Source organism: Lysinibacillus sp. NPDC056959 (assembly GCF_042674095.1).
In the GTDB taxonomy this organism is placed as follows: domain Bacteria; phylum Bacillota; class Bacilli; order Bacillales_A; family Planococcaceae; genus Lysinibacillus; species Lysinibacillus zambalensis.
The window spans coordinates 12,384-35,028 of record NZ_JBHURE010000017.1 but is presented as its reverse complement, the minus strand read 5'-3'; the positions used below and the strand labels follow the sequence as shown (position 1 = coordinate 35,028).

General features: G+C 32.9%; 29 protein-coding genes. 16 read left to right on the top strand and 13 right to left on the bottom strand.

Translation table 11 applies throughout. The features are described from left to right. Positions 1-514: 514 nt before the first annotated feature. A complete protein-coding gene (locus ACFTQ7_RS17490; protein ID WP_386830155.1) occupies positions 515-913 on the bottom strand; it encodes a hypothetical protein in 399 nt (132 codons plus the stop codon). Between the two features lie 339 nt (positions 914-1,252). On the opposite strand from ACFTQ7_RS17490, the gene ACFTQ7_RS17485 reads away from it, so the two are divergent. The 3 genes from ACFTQ7_RS17485 (at position 1,253) to ACFTQ7_RS17475 (ending at position 3,754) form a co-directional block, all read left to right on the top strand. Next, complete coding sequence (locus ACFTQ7_RS17485; protein ID WP_386830154.1) at positions 1,253-1,885, top strand: LexA family protein; 633 nt, start codon at positions 1,253-1,255, stop codon at positions 1,883-1,885. Between the two features lie 156 nt (positions 1,886-2,041). After that, a complete protein-coding gene (locus ACFTQ7_RS17480; protein WP_386830153.1) occupies positions 2,042-2,698 on the top strand; it encodes a hypothetical protein in 657 nt (218 codons plus the stop codon). 156 nt (positions 2,699-2,854) lie between these two features. Next, a complete protein-coding gene (locus ACFTQ7_RS17475; RefSeq protein ID WP_386830152.1) occupies positions 2,855-3,754 on the top strand; it encodes a 3-hydroxyacyl-CoA dehydrogenase in 900 nt (299 codons plus the stop codon). 273 nt (positions 3,755-4,027) lie between these two features. Here ACFTQ7_RS17475 and ACFTQ7_RS17470 read toward each other — a convergent pair whose 3' ends face one another. The 3 genes from ACFTQ7_RS17470 to ACFTQ7_RS17460 all read right to left on the bottom strand — a co-directional run bounded on the left by ACFTQ7_RS17470 (position 4,028) and on the right by ACFTQ7_RS17460 (position 5,424). Further along, a complete protein-coding gene (locus ACFTQ7_RS17470) occupies positions 4,028-4,228 on the bottom strand; it encodes a hypothetical protein (protein ID WP_386830151.1) in 201 nt (66 codons plus the stop codon). Then, on the bottom strand, positions 4,203-4,823 hold the full coding sequence (locus ACFTQ7_RS17465; RefSeq protein ID WP_386830150.1) for a sigma-70 family RNA polymerase sigma factor: 621 nt from the start codon (positions 4,821-4,823) through the stop codon (positions 4,203-4,205). Before ACFTQ7_RS17465 ends, ACFTQ7_RS17470 begins: the two co-directional genes overlap by 26 nt. 442 nt (positions 4,824-5,265) lie before the next feature. Further along, positions 5,266-5,424, bottom strand: a complete 159-nt coding sequence (locus ACFTQ7_RS17460; protein WP_386830202.1) for a glutaredoxin family protein — start codon at positions 5,422-5,424, stop codon at positions 5,266-5,268. 241 nt (positions 5,425-5,665) lie between these two features. On the opposite strand from ACFTQ7_RS17460, the gene ACFTQ7_RS17455 reads away from it, so the two are divergent. Then, positions 5,666-5,839, top strand: coding sequence for a YvrJ family protein (locus ACFTQ7_RS17455; protein WP_386830149.1), 174 nt, complete (start codon positions 5,666-5,668; stop codon positions 5,837-5,839). Positions 5,840-5,844: 5 nt separating this feature from the next. After that, positions 5,845-6,033 carry a hypothetical protein gene (locus ACFTQ7_RS17450; RefSeq protein ID WP_386830148.1) on the top strand — a complete coding sequence of 63 codons (189 nt, stop codon included), beginning with the start codon at positions 5,845-5,847 and terminating at the stop codon, positions 6,031-6,033. 85 nt (positions 6,034-6,118) lie between these two features. On the opposite strand, the gene ACFTQ7_RS17445 is transcribed toward ACFTQ7_RS17450, so the two are convergent. Then, positions 6,119-6,397, bottom strand: coding sequence for a hypothetical protein (locus tag ACFTQ7_RS17445; RefSeq protein WP_386830147.1), 279 nt, complete (start codon positions 6,395-6,397; stop codon positions 6,119-6,121). A gap of 448 nt (positions 6,398-6,845) precedes the next feature. On the opposite strand from ACFTQ7_RS17445, the gene ACFTQ7_RS17440 reads away from it, so the two are divergent. The 4 genes from ACFTQ7_RS17440 (at position 6,846) to ACFTQ7_RS17425 (ending at position 10,344) form a co-directional block, all read left to right on the top strand. Continuing rightward, positions 6,846-7,097, top strand: a complete 252-nt coding sequence (locus ACFTQ7_RS17440) for a hypothetical protein (protein ID WP_386830146.1) — start codon at positions 6,846-6,848, stop codon at positions 7,095-7,097. 761 nt (positions 7,098-7,858) lie between these two features. Continuing rightward, positions 7,859-8,539: a hypothetical protein gene (locus tag ACFTQ7_RS17435; RefSeq protein WP_386830145.1), complete on the top strand. Its 681-nt coding sequence runs from the start codon at positions 7,859-7,861 to the stop codon at positions 8,537-8,539. A 486-nt stretch (positions 8,540-9,025) separates the two neighbouring features. Then, a complete protein-coding gene (locus ACFTQ7_RS17430; protein ID WP_386830144.1) occupies positions 9,026-9,949 on the top strand; it encodes a S8 family peptidase in 924 nt (307 codons plus the stop codon). A 101-nt stretch (positions 9,950-10,050) separates the two neighbouring features. Next, on the top strand, positions 10,051-10,344 hold the full coding sequence (locus ACFTQ7_RS17425; RefSeq protein ID WP_386830143.1) for a hypothetical protein: 294 nt from the start codon (positions 10,051-10,053) through the stop codon (positions 10,342-10,344). A 515-nt stretch (positions 10,345-10,859) separates the two neighbouring features. Here ACFTQ7_RS17425 and ACFTQ7_RS17420 read toward each other — a convergent pair. Together ACFTQ7_RS17420 and ACFTQ7_RS17415 are read right to left on the bottom strand one after the other, a co-directional pair. Then, entirely contained in the window at positions 10,860-11,570 is a 711-nt protein-coding gene (locus tag ACFTQ7_RS17420) for a hypothetical protein (RefSeq protein WP_386830142.1), read from the bottom strand. Positions 11,571-12,086: 516 nt separating this feature from the next. Continuing rightward, positions 12,087-12,584, bottom strand: coding sequence for a GNAT family N-acetyltransferase (locus ACFTQ7_RS17415; protein ID WP_386830141.1), 498 nt, complete (start codon positions 12,582-12,584; stop codon positions 12,087-12,089). 114 nt (positions 12,585-12,698) lie between these two features. Here ACFTQ7_RS17415 and ACFTQ7_RS17410 point away from each other — a divergent pair, with 114 nt between their 5' ends. Continuing rightward, positions 12,699-13,274 carry a DinB family protein gene (locus ACFTQ7_RS17410; RefSeq protein WP_386830140.1) on the top strand — a complete coding sequence of 192 codons (576 nt, stop codon included), beginning with the start codon at positions 12,699-12,701 and terminating at the stop codon, positions 13,272-13,274. A gap of 425 nt (positions 13,275-13,699) precedes the next feature. On the opposite strand, the gene ACFTQ7_RS17405 is transcribed toward ACFTQ7_RS17410, so the two are convergent. From ACFTQ7_RS17405 to ACFTQ7_RS17395, 3 genes are all read right to left on the bottom strand, one after another. After that, positions 13,700-14,524, bottom strand: coding sequence for a hypothetical protein (locus tag ACFTQ7_RS17405; protein WP_386830139.1), 825 nt, complete (start codon positions 14,522-14,524; stop codon positions 13,700-13,702). 76 nt (positions 14,525-14,600) lie between these two features. Beyond that, on the bottom strand, positions 14,601-15,017 hold the full coding sequence (locus ACFTQ7_RS17400; RefSeq protein ID WP_386830138.1) for a hypothetical protein: 417 nt from the start codon (positions 15,015-15,017) through the stop codon (positions 14,601-14,603). After that, on the bottom strand, positions 15,017-15,238 hold the full coding sequence (locus ACFTQ7_RS17395) for a helix-turn-helix transcriptional regulator (protein WP_386830137.1): 222 nt from the start codon (positions 15,236-15,238) through the stop codon (positions 15,017-15,019). The genes ACFTQ7_RS17400 and ACFTQ7_RS17395 overlap by 1 nt, the downstream gene beginning before the upstream one ends. Positions 15,239-15,684: 446 nt before the next feature. Between ACFTQ7_RS17395 and ACFTQ7_RS17390 the strand changes: the two genes are divergently transcribed. Then, a complete protein-coding gene (locus tag ACFTQ7_RS17390; protein WP_386830136.1) occupies positions 15,685-16,020 on the top strand; it encodes a CHY zinc finger protein in 336 nt (111 codons plus the stop codon). Between the two features lie 217 nt (positions 16,021-16,237). Here the strand turns inward: ACFTQ7_RS17390 and ACFTQ7_RS17385 are convergent, their stop codons facing one another. Both ACFTQ7_RS17385 and ACFTQ7_RS17380 read right to left on the bottom strand, forming a co-directional pair. Then, positions 16,238-16,531: a hypothetical protein gene (locus ACFTQ7_RS17385; RefSeq protein ID WP_197143272.1), complete on the bottom strand. Its 294-nt coding sequence runs from the start codon at positions 16,529-16,531 to the stop codon at positions 16,238-16,240. Positions 16,532-16,648: 117 nt separating this feature from the next. Beyond that, entirely contained in the window at positions 16,649-17,500 is an 852-nt protein-coding gene (locus ACFTQ7_RS17380) for a pyridoxamine kinase (protein WP_386830201.1), read from the bottom strand. A 187-nt stretch (positions 17,501-17,687) separates the two neighbouring features. Between ACFTQ7_RS17380 and ACFTQ7_RS17375 the strand changes: the two genes are divergently transcribed. The 4 genes from ACFTQ7_RS17375 (at position 17,688) to ACFTQ7_RS17360 (ending at position 20,754) form a co-directional block, all read left to right on the top strand. After that, complete coding sequence (locus ACFTQ7_RS17375) at positions 17,688-18,239, top strand: ECF transporter S component (protein WP_386830135.1); 552 nt, start codon at positions 17,688-17,690, stop codon at positions 18,237-18,239. 135 nt (positions 18,240-18,374) lie between these two features. Further along, positions 18,375-18,815: a cell wall hydrolase gene (locus ACFTQ7_RS17370; protein ID WP_349661679.1), complete on the top strand. Its 441-nt coding sequence runs from the start codon at positions 18,375-18,377 to the stop codon at positions 18,813-18,815. 696 nt (positions 18,816-19,511) lie between these two features. Next, a complete protein-coding gene (locus ACFTQ7_RS17365; RefSeq protein ID WP_386830134.1) occupies positions 19,512-19,874 on the top strand; it encodes a hypothetical protein in 363 nt (120 codons plus the stop codon). A gap of 367 nt (positions 19,875-20,241) precedes the next feature. Then, complete coding sequence (locus tag ACFTQ7_RS17360; protein ID WP_386830133.1) at positions 20,242-20,754, top strand: SMI1/KNR4 family protein; 513 nt, start codon at positions 20,242-20,244, stop codon at positions 20,752-20,754. A gap of 255 nt (positions 20,755-21,009) precedes the next feature. Here ACFTQ7_RS17360 and ACFTQ7_RS17355 read toward each other — a convergent pair whose 3' ends face one another. Further along, positions 21,010-21,303 (bottom strand): hypothetical protein, encoded by a 294-nt coding sequence (locus ACFTQ7_RS17355; protein ID WP_386830132.1) that lies wholly within the window; start codon positions 21,301-21,303, stop codon positions 21,010-21,012. A 391-nt stretch (positions 21,304-21,694) separates the two neighbouring features. On the opposite strand from ACFTQ7_RS17355, the gene ACFTQ7_RS17350 reads away from it, so the two are divergent. Then, the gene (locus tag ACFTQ7_RS17350) at positions 21,695-22,624 is read left to right on the top strand and encodes a DMT family transporter (protein ID WP_386830131.1); all 930 of its coding nucleotides are present in this window, start codon (positions 21,695-21,697) and stop codon (positions 22,622-22,624) included. Positions 22,625-22,645 lie beyond the last annotated feature (21 nt).

The following is a 22,645-nucleotide window of genomic DNA, read 5'->3' as shown; positions in this document are numbered from 1 at the left end:
GTGATCTCTATCTAACTAAAGTATATGTTGTTCATTAACCGAACTTTTACATTACCATCATATAATGGATTTTCAATCGTTTCTATTCCGATTACTGAGTGTCAGTTAAAGGAAAGTTCACTTATCGGAACTTCTCATTAAAAAAGATCACCTTTTTCTAGGTGATCTCTAACTAAAGTATATATTGTTCATTAACCGAACTTTTACACTACCATCATATAACGGAATTTCAATCGTTTCTATTCTCATTACTGAGTGTCAGTTAAAGGAAAGTTCATTTTTCTGAACTTCCCATTAAAAAAGATCACCTTTTTCTAGGTGACCTCTAACTAAAGTATATGTTGTTCAATAACCGAACTTTTACATTACCATCATATAATGGATTTTCAATCGTTTCTATTCATACTGCTGGGTGTCAGTTCAGGGAAACTCATCTACCGTTGTCCATAAAAAAAGACCACTTTTCAAAAGTAGTCTCTAGCTACAGTTAATAAAAATTTCATACTACAAGGTATCAATGAGTAAGTTTTATTTCGTGAGCAAATCTAATCATTTTAGCAATCTCTGCATGTTTTTTATAAATATAGCTTGCACTGTAATTTAACTCTTCAGCTATTTCTTCTAATGTCATACCATCTACATACTTCGATTTTAAAATTTTGTGATTCAATCCACTGAATTTACTAATAAGCTCCATAAAATTCTTCTGTTCAGCAAGCTTAATTTGCAATTCTCTTTCAATTCGCTCTATCCGTTCCTCTAGTTTCGCGCCATCAGATTCTGCAGTAAGCTTTACTCCTGCTAAATCGCCACTGACCCAACGTTTTAACTCTTTTTGTGATCGCTCTAAATTAAATTCCAAATATATAATCTCATCTTCAATTTGCTGATAATCTCTTAACCATTCGTACATACTTAGCACCTGCTTATGTTTATTTTTTTATTAGTCTTTGAATCATTAACAACGGTTAAATACCTTTAAACGGTACCTCTTTTTAAAATTTTTTATCTCATTGAGAAATAACTACCATATGCTAATTCTCTCAATTGCCTTTTCATCTAAACAATCCTTTGTTTTTTGGCATTCGAAATCCATCTCCTTATATTAGATTCTGTTACTTCTTTTTACAATGTAAATTAATTGTAATACCTTTAAACGGTATTGTCAAGTAAATAATTCCTTTAAAAGGTACTTTAAAGTTTACACAACTACTGATTATCGGTATTATTGTAGGTAAGGAGGGGCTTTAATATGGATAAATCAGATAAACTAAAAATCGTCTTTTCCATAAACTTAAAACAACAATTGGATAAAAGAGGTTTAAATCAAACAGACATGGCTAGAGATTTAAATTTACCAGAGACAACCGTTTCTAATTGGATGAAAGCTAGCACATACCCTAGACCGGATAAAATTCAGTTAATGGCGAACTACTTTAATATTAGGCGTTCGGATTTAACGGAAGAGCAGCCAACAAATTTAATAGAAATACAGCCAAACTTTATGAAAATCCCAATCTTAGGTACCATCGCTTGCGGAGAGCCTATTCTAGCGGAGCAAAATGTCGAAGGATATATGTACGAGTTTTCCGAGTTATTACCCGCAGGAAATATTTTTGCTTTAGTGGCAAAAGGTGATTCGATGGAGCCGACTATACCAAATGGCTCTAAGGTTTTGATTAGAGAGCAAAGTGAAGTTGAATACGGTGAGATAGCAGCCGTACTTGTAAACGGAGATACAGAAGCAACTCTTAAGCGTGTTAAAAAACAAGGGAATACCATTTTACTTATGCCAGATAACCCAAAACATGAACCTTATATAGTAGACCAAAATAATCCTGCAAAGATTATTGGAAAAGCGATCAGTTTTAAAGTTACACTATAAGTAGCATGTGAAATTTTATTTTAATGCAAGGGCAGCTCAAGAGCTGTTCTTTTTTATAGCATAAAATTTTAGCTAGATTGTAGTTCTATTTTATTCTATATATTAAAATATTTGATAAATAAAAGATTTCGATCTAAGGAAAGGTGTTTTTAAAAATTGGTAAATACCCTTGTAAATATATTAGTCCTTATTACTCTTATCAGTATCATTATGGTAGTTGTTTTTCTTCTTCTTGCCGTTTTCCATTTCATCAAGTTGGATAGAATTAAAGCTCTAAAAATGCTGAAATTTACTGCGATTCCCATAATCTTTATGATTTTATGTATGTTAGCCTATTGGGATATTTCACCTGAATATGAAGCAAATAAAGCAAATGTAGCTAATACGTCTGAAAAAGAGCCTGTAGCTAAAGTAGAAACAACAGAAGATGTAACTTGGCAGGATAAAGTAAAGGAAATTGCTTCTCTTAAAAGCCCACCTACTGAAAAGTTCGATACAATTGTAGCCTACGCTAAAAAGTATCCGTCTACAAAAGCTGAAATCAAAGAATTCGAGGATTACATTATTGCCGAATATAAAAACAAAACATATTTGGCAGACGTACACAATGATGAATATATGCTAGGAAATATTTTCAAGGCAACTGTAGTGAATAGATATTATGGAGAAGAAGAAACACCTATCAACGATTTTGTTTTTGGGTTTTATCAAAATTCTAATTATACTTTTAAGGGACTCGAATCGACTAATAGTAATGCAATAAAATATAATGAACGCCAAATGGATAATGCGCTAGGAGCTATTGAAAATTAAACGTCACTCTATGGCGTTTTTTTTATTGTTATACTCTCGGGAAAATTAATGTAGCTTAGAATTCTTTATATCATTGGCTATCATTTGATTTTTCAAAATTGAAAGGAGTAGTATGGAATTGTAATTAGGGAAAAAATAACAAAGGAGGAATTTAGGATGGATTATCAAAATATTACGGTTGCAGGTAGCGGTGTTCTAGGTAGTCAAATTGCTTATCAATCAGCTTTTAAAGGATTTAATGTAACAGTATACGATATTAATGATGAAGCATTAAAAAATGCACAAGATCGTATTACAAAATTAAAACCGTTATACCAAAAAGATCTAGGAGCAACTCAAGAAGAAGTAGATGCTGCTTATGCACGCTTATCATTTAACAGTGATTTATCGGAAGCCGTTGCAAATGCTGATCTTGTCATTGAGGCGATCCCAGAAGTTGTTAAAATTAAAACAGAATTTTACACAAATCTTGGTAAAGTTGCCCCTACTAAAACAATTTTCGCAACAAACTCTTCAACTTTATTGCCAAGCCAATTTGCAGAAGCAACTGGTCGCCCAGAGAAATTTTTAGCGCTTCACTTTGCAAATACAATTTGGAAAAACAACACAGCCGAAATTATGAAACACCCTGGCACTGATATGAACGTATTCGATGAAGTCGTAAAGTTTGCGCTTGCAATCGGCATGGTTCCACTACCGTTATATAAAGAGCAACCAGGCTATATTTTAAATTCATTACTAGTTCCCTTTTTAGATGCTGCTGAATCATTATTAGTAAAAGAAATAGCAGACCCTGAAACAATCGACAAAACATGGATGATTGCAACAGGAGCACCACTAGGTCCATTCGCGATCCTTGACATTATCGGTATTAATACTTCCCTCAACATTGTAGAAGCGAAAGCCGCTGCTACTAATGATGAAAGCTTGAATAAATTAGCCAACCTTTTAAAAACAAAGTATATCGAAAAAGGAAAGCTAGGCCGGGCATCAGGCGAAGGCTTCTATAAATATCCAAACCCAAGCTTCGAAAAGCCTGATTTCCTAAAAGGCTAATCCATTAATAAAACGATGTACATAGTATCTTTGCTATGTGCATCGTTTTTTATTCTTTCAAAGTATCAACATTAGGTTACAATACGAACTGATTAGGTTGACTGGGGAAGTGATTTGATGCCTTCCTAATCTGATCTAGTTGGCCAAACAAGTGATCCACTATCAGCTGAAATACTCCGGTCTACCAAGAATATGATCAGATTGCCATGAAACGTTTGGATTACCGAGAAGTTAATCAGATTTCCGACTTGAGCCACCCGACGCTTAGTAGGTTCACAAGAAAAAATCCCAAAACCTAGGTGCATCCTGAAACTTAACTGTTGCAAGCTTTTCTATAATTTTCAATTTAATTTCTTGTTCCAAGTCTTCCCTTTCCTGATAGTCTGTATTGTGTAAACATTGCTTAATTTTAGGTGTGAAATTCTCTATAACTGTTAGAGCCTCTTCGTTATGTTGGTTTTCTAAATTCGTCATAAATTATTCCCCCCTTTTTACTGAGTGTATTATTGAGTTTATTTAAAGCCTTCCTGTGAAGGTTTGATACATTCTGCGGGGAAGTTTGTAATGTTTGAGCGATTTCTTTAATAGAAAGATCTTTTACATAAATCATCTCTAAAATTTGAAGCTGTTTAACCGTTAGTTTTTGTAAAGACTTTAAAAGCTTTTCATCCTCAATTTTGTCTAATAGCCCTTCCCCAACAATATTATCAAAGTCTTTTTCGTTGCTTGCATTTTCTATTAGCTCTTTTACAGTCGTGCCACCATCTTTTGATAAATCCTTATCTAATATTAATAAAGAACGTTTTTGTAGCTTTCTCCTTTTTTTATCAAAATCTAAGCTATAGAAATAAATTAAATTACTGACGTATTTGGTCTTTCTTACATTTATATAGTGAGATTGAAAAGATTCATCAACGAGTTTCTTATTAATATTAGTTGGGTATAAAATTGCTTTTTGTACCAAATAAAGATTTTTAGAATCCGACAAAAAGCTTTTTATAATTGGATTGTTAGCCTGCTTATTATTTCTATAGAAGAATTCCTCTATTTTTTGAATATCTTTCTCCATTTAATTATCCCTCCTAAATATCCGCCCTCCTTCTAGTGAATGCAAGTATCTATATTATAAACCACAACGAGAATGAACGTTCTCAAAAAGAGAATCGGGTAGTTGGGGTGACTAACCCCGCCCCTTCTCACTACCATACGACCTTGCCTTATACGGTGGTTCAACAATTAACGCGTTTCGACTCCTCGGTGAATAGCCAATCTTCTTATAACAAATACTACTATCCTCTCGATATTTTTCATGAGATTCACCACTAACTTTATCGAGTAGATCCATCTAGGGCTATTCTCTCCGAATTTTTCTGTCCTTCCCTTCATTCTAAAAGTAAACGGTACTATAACCTCTGGGACTTCTATTGGTTCACCCAACTTTTTCAAATATCTAAAATAGCTATTATTTTTTGCTGATAACCAATAATTTCTTCTTCTTTATGATCAGTGAACTAATTAAGTAATGGTATAGCTCTGATTCCAAATTGCTTAAATTCCTTCAATACACGCTCGTCATTAATATCCCTATTGATATAAGTTATATTATTTTCTCTAAACCATTCCTTTAACCTAACACAATATTGACATTCATCACTTGAATATACTGTTATAGTACTTCATCTTAAAACCTCCTTTTTCTATAAAGAGGACCAACACAATAGAAATGAAACCTCACAAAATTATATTTTTTAACTGTAAGGTTGTTTTTCTTGAGGAAGGATTCTCTTTACATATTACAGTTTAAATTTTGGTGATGTAACCTAATGGTAAGGCGAAAACCTGTAACACCTTCCTCGGATCGAATCCGAATATCACCTACTAATTTGGAGTAAGAAAGAGGGTGATTAACTTATGACATCGGAAAATATTCCAATGTGGATAAGCTTAATAGGAAATTTTGGGTTTCCCATTGCCATAACAGTCTATCTGTTCATTCGATTCGAAAGGAAATTAGATAAATTAGAAGCTGTCATCATGGAGTTATCTGAAGTTATAAAATCTTTTAATTACAAAAAAGGAGGATGATCAATATGGAAATTGAAAAACTAATGGCTTGTTACTGTAAAGCGAGAGAAATTCAATCATTTTATACAAATTGTTTAACAAATGACAGTCTGTCTCCAAAAGAACGCGACTTACTAATAAATCTTATACAAAATGCCAGTATTTCTTCTAATTTATTGAGGGAATATTGTCAGATTCATGCTAATGAAATATGATCAATTAACAAAATAAACCCACCAAATAATTTAGGTTAAGAACTACCTAATTTATTTGGTGAATTTTAATTTTAAAAAAAGTGATTCAAGCTTCTTTAAATCCAAACGTCCCCATTAAAAATGCTAATAGAAACATTATTAACAAAAAGGAATTGAGGATAATCAAAATACCGCGTATATTACCTTTGATACCAAAGATCGCAGTTAATATGCCTAATCCCCCTAATAAAAACGGCATATAGATGCTAACATCATAAAGGAAATCAAAAAAATTACTATACCATTTCCCTGAATCATATCCAAACATAAAAAATGTTAAAATTAAAAAAATAAAAGATAAACTGGAAAATAATTTTTGTTTCAATTTTATCACCACCATTTTGAGTCAAATATGAAACGCTAAATTCTCACTATAAATTATACGGGGTAAGTATACCTATTTTTTCCACTTCAACAAATAAATACGATACGGGATAATGGACAAACTACTACAGTTCTAATTGATTTTTTTAATGGAATCAACAGTATGTGCGTAGCCTTTATAGAAGGTAGTTTATTGTTAAAAATTTACAAAATAATCAACATTGTTGCTACTATAAGAGATGTCCTGCCGAGTTTAACTACGATAGTAAAATAGGTAAAGAATGATTTATTCGATGCGACAAAAACTGTAAATAAATAACATTTGTGTTATAGTTGTAATAGAGACAAACCTTAACATTAATTATGTTAAGGTTTGATTTTGTACAAGCTAAATTCATGTAAATGTGTATTCAACTTTTATATTCTCTACATACAGGGGGCGGTGCTATTTGCAAAGAAAAATTTTTACGTATTTATCAATAGCTTTCTTGTTTTTAACATTTCTTATTGGATTAGCTCCACAATACATTCTGGAAATTAGCTTAACAATTCCATTTATTTCTGGAATTTTAGGATTAATATTCGCTATTTTAGGGATAAAAGGGCCCACTCGTATGATTTTAGTTGTCCTAAATTCGTTTATATTAGTAGTGTTTATCTGGATTTATCTAATGGCTTTTTATGGATTTAATGAACCTTAAAGGAACCAAAATTTATTTTTAGAAATCACAATTATTAATATTAGTGAGGGGAATTTTATGATAGCCTATATGAGAATTGCCGTACTATATTTTCTTATTATGTTCCTTAGCATTTTTATTGCTACACAGATGAACAGTATATTAACTGGTGTGTTAATTCTTGCTTTTTTGTATTGGTTTTTTATTGGCCTTCCATATTTATTACAAGAAAAGGTGACGTTTTTCGAGATATGTTGGAGTTGGTTAACAACAGGTGGAAGAATAGGTCCTAAAAAATAAAATTTTCAGTACAAAATAAAGAAACACTCTAACATTTTCGAGATATTTTTTATTTTCTCTTCATTTCTCTCTAGTCTTCCCATTACATTAAAATAACTAAAAATCAACAAAAATCAACCTTATCTCTACGGTCTCCAGATACAAAAATATATTTGGTTTCAACCTTTTACTATAGGATGTTACTTGTTAGTACTATGTTTGTGCTTACAAGGTAATATGCATAAATTTACTTTTTATTCTTAATAATCGTCTCCATTTGGATTAAAGCTTATCCTCTTAGTTACACACTAAACGTCTCGCAGCAGGCATTCAAAGCATATATTTAGGCACCTTTTATTTTCGGAAAATTACGACAATGGTTTATATCAATTAACTTTAAGTGAAAAAAATTATAGCACAGTTTAATTTTTCAGTTGTATTTCACTTTACTTAGTATGAGGCACATTTGTTGCTTCAAATACTTTTAAAAGGGAGAGAATACAATGACTGAAAAACAAGTTACATCAGAAGTTAAAGAGTTGGATAAAAATGAGGTTGATATTTTAGTTGATAAGGCATTTGCAAATAAAAGTGTGCAGACCCTTATCAACAAATCACTAAATCATTATCCTTCTATTAAAGCTACATCTACTGATCTTCGAGCTTTAATAACACAATCATTAGGCGGAGAGTTTACTAAAGGGACTATTCCTGTTCAAGTTCTTACTTTAGTTATGGAAGAACTTCAGACAGTAATTACTTTTACTGTCGAAAACGCAGAATTTAAAGCTATTTCGCATTTTTATGGTCATTCAAGTGTTATCGAAGTTACACAAGCTGCTGGAGAAAATTTATTCCCAATAGTAACTATTAAGATTAATGGGGAGTATTTCGAGTATGAATGGCACACAAACCCATTATACGATGTTAATGAATTACGTTCTTCTACGCAAAATAATGAACTTAATCCAATGTGGTCAAAGTGTTCTATCTGTACTACTGTCTGTGACACTATCCAAGGTACGGGTTGTACCATAGCTAGTACAGCAGCTTGTATCATGGCTTGTGTCCCAATCGGTACTTTAGCGTGTCCATTTATTTGTGCAGGAGTTTTTGCATTAGTGTGCTACAGCGAAAATAAAGTCACATGTGGACCAGGTTGTAAATCATTAGGTTTTTGTTAAATAGAAATATCTAGTTATAAAAGTTTATTTCCCCCTCTAGTAATGTTATGATTGGAACAGGAGGGGAGATTCTTGTTAGCCTATAAGAGAATAATTATAATACATTTACTTATTATGTTTTCTAGCATTTTTATTAGTTTTCAGATAAAAAGTATATTGATGGGATTACTAATACTTTTGTTGGTTTATTCTTCTCTATTTTGGTTGTTTATTGGATTACCTTATACATTTCGAACAAAGTTGAAGTTTTTCGAGATGTATTGGAATCAATTAACAAAGGGTGGAAGAATCGGCCCTAGAAACTAAATATTTACCTACAGATTTAACTGAATATTCAAATTCATTAATACTATCTACCCCTAAAATGTTAGACCTTTACTAACATTTTAGGGGTATTTTTTTGAGCTTCAAATTAAGCGAATTTCACTTTTTTATTTATTATCATCGTCCTTTCATCACTTTATTATGTAAAAGGAGATGAAGATAATGAGCGCAGAAATCATTATAAGACCAGTGGAAATTGTTAAGTTGTTTAAAGTTCTAAATGCAGTTCCTGATAACTTAGATAAGATTCGAGCAAGGGAATTGTGGGAAGAAACAGATCAAGGTTCAGGATCTGTTGTTGCTGTATTAGATAGCGGTGTTCAGGTTGACCACCCGAGTTTAAAGGACAATATAATTGATGGCTATAATTTCACAGATGATGATGAAGGTAATCCTATCATTTATCAAGACTATCTCGGGCATGGTACACATGTATCTGGCATTATTGCAGCCGTTGATAACGGTAGAGGAATCACAGGTGTAGCACCCAAAAGTAAACTTCTTATATTAAAAGTCATTAATCATAAAGGACGAGGTAGCTTTGAGAACTTGATTAAGGCAATTATGTATGCCGTTGATTGGACTGGACCAAATGGGGAAAAAGTAAACATCATGAATATGTCGTTAGGTAGCCCTGAACCAAATGAAGAATTGTATAAAGCCATAAAATATGCCCGTTCGAAAGGAATCCTATTAGTAGCCGCTGCCGGTAATGAAGGCGATGGAGAAAGCGACACTATCGAAATATCATACCCTGGATTTTATAAAGAAGTCGTACAAGTCGGCTCCATATCTGAAACAGAAACACCCTCAAAATTTTCTAATACGAATGTAAACTTAGATTTTGTTGGGCCTGGTGAAAATATTTTATCTACACATTTAAACAGTGATTATGTAGAGTTGACCGGAACCTCTATGGCATCGCCTTTTGTTGCTGGTGCCGCTGCCCTTATTATAAAGATGATAAATCGTTCTGAACCACATTTGATTCCTATGTATGTGTATGATTACTTATTGTCGCATGCTCTTCCATTGGAAAACTTCTCAATCAATCAGGTTGGAAATGGTTTTATTCAATTGAAATAGCCCTATTCCAATCCAGCTTAAGCATGTAATTAAAACCATGAATTATAGAATCTTTATCAGATTTTTATTTCATGCATACTATACATCAATAAGAGGAACGATTGGAGACAATTATGATTAGCAACAACAAAATTGCATCGACCAATATTGTACTGTCCATTTTACTTGTTCTAGGTATTACCTATCATTATTTTTACAATCAATCACCCATTCAAATTGAACGCTTAGGTCATTTAGGATTTTGGTTAGCTATCCTTTTATCAATAATTAATATTGGACTAGGTTTAAAGCTAATGAAAAATAAAACGGGTAGTGCTAGTAGCTTTGTCACTTTAATAATTGCTGTGATTATTTTAATCATTGCCTTATTTTCACTATTCCATTGGGGATGGTAAAAATCAAAATTAAATGCTCTTATTAGTTAGCAGATTTAAATAAAAAACTTCCTAGCCAATGGGAGTTTTTTTAATGTATATTGATTATTTTTTCTTTTCTGTATCAATTTTTGTATAATAGACGGAAAGTGGTTTTTAAATTCAAAATATTCAGGATAATGATGCTACTTTTTTCTAGAAAACAAAGCAAAGAAAGGACTAGGATAAGAAGATGGATAAGGATATTCTAATTCCAATTGCAATAGGTTTTTTTTCTAATGTAGTAGTATTCGGGATAAGTATGTTAGTCGTTAAAAATAAAAGAAAAGCTGCTATAATAACACTTATTTTTTTTGGAATCAATGTTCTTATGTCGTTTCTTATAGGTAGCTGGGGTGGATTGGGTTTATTAGTAATAAGCTTTGGAATGTTAATAGTGTCTATTTGCTTGTATTTATATATTTACATTGAACGATCTTTAAAAAAACGCGTTTAGAAAAGCCTTTGAAGGGTTAATTCCTTCAAAGGCTTTTTCCTTAATACTTACAGAACAATGCTTGTGGTCCGAAGATTATACGAATTCCCGCTGCTGCTGCAGTAGTATGCCCTGAAACGCAAGACACCAACTCTTTATCGCAGCAATTGTCCCCATACCCAAAGACGCTATAACATCTGTCATGTGCTACACAGCAAGTATCTGTTGTATTAATCGGTTTACCTCCACCATGATCTGAACCATAACCACAGTTACCACCACAATGCTGATATCCTCCTGGTAAGCAACCATTAGAGTTCCACCATGCTAGTAAATTAACTTCATTATCGATTGTAATATTTTCTTCAACAAATTCAAATTGAGCTAGATCCGTTTCGTATTGCTTCTCAATTATTTCTTCTTGTTCAAATGTAAAAGTGACAATATTATTAGAATCCCCTTTTTGTAAAATCTGTCCAAAGTAATGATCCTGATAAATTAGTAATTCATTAAATAAGATATTAACGGTCTTATCTTTATTTACTAAATTAATTATAGTTGAATTAAATTGAGTAAGCCCCTTCTCTTTTTGACCTACAGCCGCTTCAAAAGTAAAAGCTTTTTCTACATCTAATTCTTCTAATATAAACATTTCCTTCTTTTGCATTTCACTCACTAATTTTTTGAATTTCCCTTGTTGATACAAAGATGTTAGTTTAATTTTTAAATCGTTACCTGTTATATCTGCTTTAGCTAGAACTTTTACTATCATTCTAATTCCACTCCTTTTCTTATAACGACTAGTTAACCTATAACACTGCCTCCACCTTTACAACCACAATAATCAAGTATCCATGTAGATCCAGTAAGATGTACAAATGTGCCTAAACAACCTTTATGCAAACAACAACTTCTAATAGGATTACAGTAACTTTGAGCTATTAAATTATGATTTTTCTCAGGCGACCTTTCTTCCTTCTCATTCATGCAATTCCCCTCGTTTTCTGACTTAATATGAGATACGTATTTGTATCTCTATAATATAAAGTGAGCACTATCGCAAAAAACAACCTTTTTTCAAAACCTTTATTTTAATTCCAGTTCATTAATAATCAACAACGAATATACCGATTTTTTTAATTTTAGACATAGAAAAAACCCTCTAATCGTTTTAATTAGAAGGTCCGTTTTATGGAATTTTGGCAAGTATAAAAAAAAGACATTTATCCTTCCCGTAATCTTTAGCAGGGCATTTCAAATAGCAAATTTAAAAGATAGTAGGGGCTTTTTAAAGAAACAAAACCATATAATCCTCATCAAAATATTGCTGATCTATTTTTAATGCCTTCTTCTCCGTTCCAAAAACCTCAAACCCTAAAGAGGAGTACAGTCTTTTCGCTGAAACATTCGATGACACAACCGTTAGATTAAGCTGCTCAACTCCATTTAACTCTTTAGCCTTGTTAATTGCTTCAACCATTAAATGCTTGCCAATGCCAAGTCCACGCTTTTCGGGAGAAACATAAACGGCATAGATACCTGCTTTATGTTTTAACTTAAGCATGCTTTCCTGAACTAACGTCGCAACGCCCACTAATTCTTCTTGCTCAAATATCCCTATCGTATAAGAACTCTGTGATTTTAATCTGCTGGCAATCAGCTCAATCGGAGAATCCTTTTCCTCCTCAAAGCTAGAACCAAATGCCTCTGGATTATGTTGTAATCCCTCTAATCGTAATTTCTGATAGGCTTTAGCATCTGTAGCTGTTAACCGTCTACTATTCATCCATTCCCCTCCTCCGATATTTTTTATTTTTATGACAATTATAAATAATGTTTCATGTACTTTCATCATAAAGTTTCCTAAAATAGGAATAACAGCATAAAGGAGATTCTAACTATGAAATCGAACAATATGGCGCATCATTTTCATACATTACAAGAGCAGCGAACTCACTACCTACCTTGTATTCAGTCACTCTCGCAGGAACAACTATGGCATCGCGAGAAAGAAGATAAATGGTCTATCGGCGAACATTTCTATCACCTTTATCTCATCCTCAAAATGCTGAAAACAGCAACAAAATTTTCACTACTACTTACCCCTTACGCGAAAATACGGAGAAACAAGCCATTCTCCACTGAAATACATGATATTTACGACGAATATAAAAGCAAAAAAGGACGAGGCATGAGAGCTCCGGGAATATTAGTGCCTCCCTCTAAAATACTTTTTACGCTGAACAGTGATGAGATAGAACAATTACTAGTAAACGAAACGAGCGCAATGCAAAAATTAGTAAAAAATATGGAGGAGGATATTGCTGGGCATATTGTCTTTCCTGATCCCATCGCCCACTACCCTAATCTTATTCAATCGATCCAACTACTTGCCATCCACGAAAAGCATCATTTTAGAATGATAGCGGAGCAATATAAGAGGTTAATTACGCCTGGTGAAGTTTTAAGGTTTTGAAATGAAAAAACTATTAATATAGTCTTAGTCTCTTACTTTTTATTGTCGCTTGTTCAAAAGAAGAAACTACTAATATTTTATGGGATTACTCTTTTTATGATAGATATTTGGAGTGGAATAGGTTTATTTGTTATAGCTTTAGGAATGTTAATAGTTATTATATGTTTGTATTTAAATATTTACATTGAACGTTTAATAAAAAAAGAGTTTAGAAAAGCCTTTGAGGGTTAATTCCTTCAAAGGCTTCTTATTACTTGTAATCCGAAGTATACGTGAATTCCTGCCGCTGTAGTATCAGTATCCCTCCATATTATAATCATTCTTCAATTTACAAGGATATTTCCAACACATTGAGCGGTCTCCTTATTTGTAACAATATTATCTCTAAAGGTAATTAACTTTTCCAGTTGGAATTCTTCCCTATTTTATACTGGACACTCATTTGGCCTTGCAGAATTCGAGACACACATTCGGCATTTCCACAAGCACGAAGTACTAGCTATCGCACAGCCAAGACACCAAACACAAGATAGCGGGTTATTGCAGCTCCCACAAGCACTTAAGCACGAAAAACCACCAATACATGACTCCCAACCACCACAACCAATACAATCGGCCATGCATCGCTTCCACTTACCCCCAGCACCCAATGGAACAATGACAGGTGTGCCTTCATTAAAAATAACTGTACCTTCATCGCCATTAAACCTAATAAGAGCATTTTCGCCAAACACCAGTACTCCAGCAATTTCATCTTTTTCTGTAATTTCTAAAGATAAAGCTTGAATAAAATTATTTGTAGATTTTTTTGATTCCTCATCATATGAGTACTGTTCTATTTTCAACACTTTCTGAGTACCTGATGCTAGTTCATACCCTCCCTCTTTAAGGAAGTCTAATATAATATGATAATCCTTAGAGTTCTTGAACCTTTTGAACTCCTGCTCAACAACTTCCTTCTTTTTTTCAACTTTATTAAGCTGATACAACCAAACACCATTCACTTCTGTATATTGTAGCTCAATCAATTCATCGTTCTGTAAAACAGCTTGATTGTATTGAATCCCTAATAATCCATTATCGGACTCATTAAATGATAAGTCTACTTCAACAGCATTAAGGTCACTTGAAAAGCTTTTAAGCTCGTCAGGTAACTTCAAGTTTAGACCGAGTTTTCCGTTTAAACGTTCATCGATCCGTTTTATAACTTCAGACTTTTGAGAAATAGATAATTTAACAATGTTCCCCATAAAAAAACCACCTTATTATTTATTAGAGTTTTTTCAACTCATATAATAAAGTGGAGTAAAGCAAATTTTAGTAAACCTATTCTTTACTATTATAAAAAAATGCTTGAAAAATTTGAGCAATCATAAATATATTAAAGCTCACAAATAATGCAAAGACTACAGAATCTTCAAATGCACCGAGATCATTATTCGCAAAAATAGCGATACTTAAATGAATAATTAAGTAAAGATAAGATAAGCTTAATGATGTTTTTAATCTTTCGATAATAAAACTATCTAATAGTACTTCTTTTTTTAAAAAACTTTTCTTTTTAGTAGTAGTTAAAGTTTCTTTTATTAAAAAAGAGAAAGCAACTAGAACCGCTATTGAAAAGATTACCCCATTAAAAGTTTCTCCACTGGTAACATTATTATAGGCCACAAAAGTAAAAACTAATACAAGCAATAAGCTAAACAAAAGTTTCAAGAATTTCGGAACTCTTACTAATCCCACTAAGAAACACTCCCTTCATCAATGTAAAAAACTTCTTTTATATCTTTTTCAAGTGCAATGCTAATTGCATAGGCAACAACAATTGAAGGTGCATAGCTTTTGTTTTCTATTGAAACTATAGTTTGGCGATGGACAAATGCTTTGTCTGCTAATTCTTGTTGTGTCATATCCACTAATAATCTAAATTTTTTAACATTATTATAAACAATTGGTTTTTTCAATGTAATCACCTCATAAAATGTATATGATAATATACATACCGTAAATGTATATTATCATATACATGATGTCCAGTAAATCACAAAGGTAAATATCAAAAAATGAAAATAACAATTGAATTTTTAAGCATTCTTTATGTTAATGCATCTAAAAGTCAAAAGCAGCCTGAGCCACTCCCTTATGCTGTTGAAAAAATTAAGAGTATAATCCAAGCATAGAAGTTGTAGCTTTCAATAAAATTAAGAGTGGCAATCTTGATTATCAGCTATACATAAACTTTTATTGAGAAAAAAGTCTTTATGTATTCCTATTTTTACAAAGGTGATGACGGTAAAGTGTGGCAATATGCTGTAACTCCTGATGCTGACCAATTAAGTGGACCTGTTAGTGGCTGATTTACGTGAAAGAACTTTTGGTACTTGGACCATTATGAAAAGAGGTTAGAAATATGATTATTCTAGGAAATGTTATTGATGATCAAGGAAGATGTACACACTATTCTAATAAGCAAGATACTATTTCGATTAAATTCAAATGTTGTGGCGAATATTATCCTTGCTATAAATGTCATGAGGAACATTCAAATCATAAAATCCAGCCATGGGATAAAGAGGATTTTGATGAAAAGGCAATATTTTGTGGTGTCTGCAAAAAGGAATTAACGATTCATGACTATATGAATAGCACAAATTGTAAACATTGTCATACTCTTTTTAATCCAAATTGCAGTAAGCATTTTCATATATACTTTGGGACGGATCTTAATTCTACATGTAGTTTTTAAATATATATGTATTTAACATGTCTAAATAAAGTGTTTAGCAAAGCCTTTTGAAGAGTTAGTTTCTTCAAGGCTTTTTCTTTTATCTTTGAGGAAGAATGCCCGTAACCATCAATCGTGGCTATGGGCTGTTTACTATTTTCTGGATTTAGAGAGATAGCATGCTGAGGTTCAGTCGAAAATTACATAAAAAAAGAACCGAAAAGATTCGATTCGACTTTTATTCAAACATTCCTAAACTGAGCTCCCTACAAAATGATTCTATAGTGTCACGCTCTTCTTTTGGCAATGCTTCGTACTCAATCAGATATTGTGCTGAAAGATCTTCTAGCTCCTTATAACTGACGTCTCTTGTCAGGACGATTCCATTAATCTCATGAGCCAATTCGTTTGCTGCCACAATATCCGTAAACGCAAAGGCCTGTTCTTCATCATCAGTGAATGATTGAAGGTCTATTTCGCCCTGGTAATAGAGATCATTTACTTGCACTACGTAATATCTAATTGAATTCATTATACACCTCCCCAATTCATGATTTTCATTATGTCCTTTTTATAAAAAATCCATCCCCAGTTAAGTAGAAGACGTGAAGTATAGCCGTTACCACCAATTAACGTATTAAAAAGATATCTAAAGGAGCATTCGTAAAAACTTTTCGAAATTCACGCCTGCTTCGCGCGGAATTTGCTCTTTTGACGTCGCTTCAATGGAAGCGGCTAAAAATGTCTCAGCAAGCTTCATCGATTCAACTAAATCCTGCCCGCGCATCATACCACCCATAATGACGGATGCAAACAAGTCACCTGTGCCTGAATAGCTCTCGCCGTTGTATTCTCGGATGCTAGAAAATGAACGTTCTGCATCGACATACATATTGCCTACATAGCGTTTGTTCGCATCTGCTGGCGGCGGATTCAAACCGGTAATAATGACGTTCGCCCCTGTCGTCTGCTGTAGCTGCTGGCCCGCTTCCTCTAACGCCTGAAGATAATCTGAATCAGCTTGATAACTTTGTAACTTCTCGTATGACAATCCAGTAAGCAAGCAACATTCTGTAACATTTGGCGTAATAATGTCAGCACATTTCGCGAGCGCTTTCATACGATCAAGCAACTCGCCTGTATACATTTTATACACCTCGCCCAAATCGCCCATGACCGGATCGACAAGTAGCTTCGTTTCACTTGAGTGGAACACATTTAAAAACCGAAAAATGTTATCAATTTGCTCCTTCCCTGTCACAAAGCCTGTGTGTATGCCATCAAAGGGCGCACCAAGCTTGCTCCACTCATCCACAAAATAATCCATCTTTGACGTTAAATCCTCGCAGTAAAAACTCGGATACCCTGTTTGAGCCGTTAAAATCGCAGTTGGTAGTGGCACCGCCTGAACACCCATCACTGACAGCACAGGAATCGCGGCCGTTAACGAGCACTTCCCAAAGGATGACATATCTTGAATTACAGCAACTTTTTTCATCATACTCCCCACCTAACTAATCCTGCATGTACTCTCTTCATCGTATCACAATTAGAAAGATGCGAAAATGTGCATATTTATAAAAAATCAAACTGACCTTTAATATTTTTATCAAATTGGCACTTTTACGATAGTCAGCCCTTTGCTAAATTAAAATTATCAAAAAATTCATCACAGTGAGGACATGCAAATGCAAACAATACAAAGTCAATCCTATACAAAACCACGCACGAAAACATTTGATTTGGTGATTACGTCCATTTTAGCAGCACTTGTTTTCGTCGCCACAATGTTTATTAATATTAAGTTACCATTTGGGCAAGGTGGCCTAATTCACTTAGGGACATCCATGCTTTTAATCACGTCGATTTTATTCGGTCCTAAAAAAGGAGCACTTGCCGGAGCAATCGGAATGGGCTTATTCGATATTGTAGGTGGTTGGTTAATTTGGGCACCAACTACAATTATCTCCCGCGCATTACAAGGCGCCATCGTTGGGAAAATCGCTTGGTCTAAAGGACATAGAGGCGACGACATCCGACTAAACATTTTAGCAGCAGTTGTTGCTATGCCCGTCATGATTGGGGTTTACTATATCGGGCAAGCGATTATGTTCAAAAGCTGGGTTGCCCCGATGGCATCCATTCCAGGAGACATCATCCAAAACGTTGTCGGGTTAATCATCGCAATTCCAGTATGTATCGTAATGAAAAAAACACCGTACTTCAAAAAGAACTTCTAATACTACAAAATAAACACGCCATCTAGCCGTTTTGCCGACAGCATAGATGGTGTGTTTTTTAGTTGTCGTACCATTTAGATATTCAAATGACAATAATGAAGGCTCTTTTTCATACTATATGGTGGAGGTGAAAAAATGCCAAGAGTAAAATATATAGATTCTGACATTGGCTTGGTGGCAAGGATGATGAGAGCGGAAGCGGAAGGCGAAGGAAATCAAGGAATGCTATATGTTGGCAATGTCATTGTGAATCGACTTGTAGCAGAATGTCCAGACTTTAAAGATTTAAGAACCATTAATGATGTTATTTATCAGGTACAAGGAGGAAATTTTTCTTTTGAAGCGGTTCAAAAAGGAAATTTATTTTACCAAAGAGCACGAGCTAATGAAAAAAGATTAGCCAAACTGACGCTGGATTATTGGAGAGAACATCCAGCAAAATTCGCACTTTGGTATTTCAATCCATACGCACCATGCCCACCAACATGGTACGGTCAACCTTTTACTGGTCAATTTAAAAATCATTGCTTCTATGAACCAGCACCGGATACATGTGAGAGTGTTTATCGGGGATAGGTAGTTATTTTAATGTTTTTTCATCAAAAAAGAAATCCCACGGAAAAAGGCTACACCCTTTCCGTGGGATTTTGTGTGGTCTGGCTATACCTATTCTTCAAAATAATCATTTGCTTCATTTCTCCATTGAATACTTATTTTAATTGCTATTTCCAAAGTGAACCATTGCCGTATTTTTTTGTGTAAAAATACATTGAATGCTGTCTAGCAACGGTACTCTACTGTAATTATGAAAATTCACAGAAAGGTAAAGTTAGTTTTTTGAATTTTATCAATTTTTGTTCACTTTATAACAAAAGTTGATTTTAAAACTTTTATAGACTAGTGTAACAGGGTTCTATACAGGACTTTATAATTACTTCAATAACAAATTAAATGAAAAATTAAAATTTTTACCACTCTTCTTTTCTTTCTTATATAGATTATCTGTGATTTCAAACTCCAAGCAGAGTCTATCTTTCCGATTTTTATCAAGTTTTGCTCAATTTAGAACAAAACTTGATTTTGAAACTTTTATAGCTAATGATATGTTATTAACATACCCGGGGAAAGGTAAAAGAAGGAGGAAATACCTTGCTTATCTGTGTGAAGAAATATGATGGAGCAGGTATATATATTGGTTCCACGACAAAATATTTAAACAATGTATCAAAAAAGTATATTAAGAGTAGAAATAAATAGAGAGTGGTATGCAATATGAAAAACAAAAAAAAAATTTGGATTATTGGTACAACAATACTTATAATTGCCTTGCTTATAACTTATGATAAGGTTTACGAGAGCAAACACAATCTTGTGGAGATGCTGAAAATTCAAGATACAGTCTATGTCGTAACCGGGGAACCAGTTGAAAAATCACAAGTAGTGAGGAAATTGGGGGAGATTAAACAAAAAATAAATAGATATCAAATTCCGGATAATAATTTTGAGGCTAATTCTTTAAATGAGGGTACTCCTATATATGGAAGAAAAAACGGAGATGAGTTTCCAAAATCTGTAGTGTATAAACGAGAGGGAAAATTTTATATTGCTAATCAAGTAGTAAACCGTAGTGATTGAGGAAATTGATTGAGCAACAACCTCTTTTTAGAAATAAATTGTAAAAATGGATGACTTTCTTTGAAGGTTAGCCTCAGAAATACTTGTACCATATTTGTGCTAAGTCAATCTAAAAAAGTATGATTCATGAAATATAAAATGGGTTTAAATTGAATGTAGAAGTCTAGTTTTTACTAGGCTTCTTTTCCTTCTTATAAGGGGCATCTGTGATTTCAAATTCCAAGCTGAGTGTATTTTTCTGATTTTGAAACTTTTATAAACACTGATTATTGTATATAGTTATAAAACCTTTTTATAGGCCTTACTCATACTACAGAGGCGCTGTATCTTCCTAGTGGATAAAATATTTGGAATAAGGTGATTCAAGTTGTCTATTGAATTAGTTTTAACATCATTAAATAAACGATTAGAAAAAGAAAAGAACCTAACCATACAAAGAGAAAATGGAGAAACCCTAAATGTTACATGTAATTGGAACAGTCCGGTAACTGACCAACAACTAATGGAATTTTCTTCAAAAACAAATCATATTCTCCCGAATGACTTTTGTTCATTTTTAAAAATACGTAATGGTGGAAAATTATTTTCAGACGGCGTAGATTACTTTGAATTGTTCAAGTTAAAAGGGATCCATAATTATTTAAATGAATACGATATAAATATAAATTACAAAAGTGCGTATGATAAAAGTTGGTATATGATTGGATACTATAAAGGATATGGTGACTATTTGTTCATTGATTCAGAAAAAGTTGCTAATGGAGATAACGACTATCTAATATATGTTCAAGTTGGGGATATTCAAAGATTATCAATGAATTTTCAAACCTGGCTTGACCGATTCATCGTCGCACAAGGTGCTAGATATTGGTTATGGTGATTAGTTTTTTTTATTGTATTAACAGTCGACATGAAATACGCTGTACTCTTATTTAAAATGGGTGAATCTATTTTCTACTGTTTGCTTAAGTATTGCTGTATGCAGGTTTGGCTTAATACCTTTATAAAAAGAAAATAAACTCTTAAAAAAATTAGTAATTGATTACAAAAGCTCAATAGTATATAGCCATACCTATTGAGCTTTTTAAATTGGTCTCATAATTCTCAAGTTTTATAACTAAACAATATTCAGAATTTAAATTAACGCTTTACCGAATGCTTTTACAACATCTTCCCCATCTAAGTTTGAGATTGGTTTATCCATTGCATCGCTTATCAACTTCAGTAACGATTTTGCTCTTTTGATAAAATATTCTTCGAAATTATCATTTTTGAAATCTTCAACACTAATTAAATGTGTTTCAAGATAATTATTAAGATTTTTTTCAGTTACTCGATTATCCATTATAATTTTTTGAGAATATTTACTTGGTGCAGAACCACCAATCCCTCGATTTGTTTTAGCAAATAATGGGGTTTTATTCATCATGTTGAAATTCTCTGAATATAAAAAGCTCAATAGTTATGGCATAGCTATTTAGCTTTATATATATGTCTCTTTTTACTTTTCATAATCACTTTGTTGCATCATTTTCTTACAATTACGCCCGAAACCAGATGTTGATTATTAGTAATAAACAAATATATTAACAAAAACTTTATTTACAATAAAAAGGTAAAAATGTATATTTATATAAACAACTAAGATTTTCCATATTATAATTAAAAAATATTAGATTCGAAGGAGGGGGCCAATGGAACATTCGAGGAAAAGTTTCTTGTATTTAAAGAATAAAAATTGACTTCTATAGTTTCCCTTTCATAAGATTCGCGCTGTCTGGAACAGCTCTTACTAAATAATGTACAAGAAGGTGAGCTCTATGAGTAACTTTAGTAAAGGAGCTGTATATGCTGTTATCTCAGCTATAGGCTATGGGATAATGCCTATTTTTACCGTCAAAGCATATGAGCACGGGGTGACAGTTTACACATTGCTTTTTTTAAGATTTGCATTAAGTTCTGTGCTATTTTTTTCGTATTTCCTTTTTAGAGGCATAAATATAAAAATAGGAAAACAAGGTATTAAAAATCTTTTCTTATTAGGTGGTGTATTATTTACACTATTATCTATTTTTCATTTTGAATCAATAAAATATATCTCCTCATCTATGGCAGTCCTACTTCTCTATTGTTTCCCTTTATTGGTTTGTATCATTTCCTATTTTTTATATAAAGAAAAGTTGAATATTGGATCTATGATCTCTTTAGTGGCAGCTTTCATCAGCATGATTTATTTACTGGGAGTTTCATTAGATAAAATGAATATTTATGGAGTAGTATTATCTCTTCTGGCAGCTTTAGTATTTGCCATATATATGATTGTTGGAAAAAAAGTAACGATCAATAATTCTCCTGTAATAATCAGTGCTTATACAACGCTATTTGCAGGAATGGGTGTTTTCATATTTGGTTTAGTAAAGCAGGAAATTTCTTTAGATTTTAATGCTCATGCATGGCTATACATAGCATGTATGGTATTTCTCTCAACCATTATTGCTGAAATAGCATTTTTTAAGTCACTAGAATTATTAAGCTCTTCTAATGTATCGATGATTAGTATGGTAGAACCTGTCTTCACCTCTGTATTTGCTCTTGTATTTTTAAATGAACGATTACATTTTTCTCAAATTACTGGCGGTTTCTTTCTTTTAATCAGTTTAACAATATTGATTTACTTCCAAAATAAAACTGTTACTAGCCAAGAGATAAAAGAGGAATTGATTCAGAATGAACATATATTAACAAAATAGAACACGGCTCCTAAATACAAT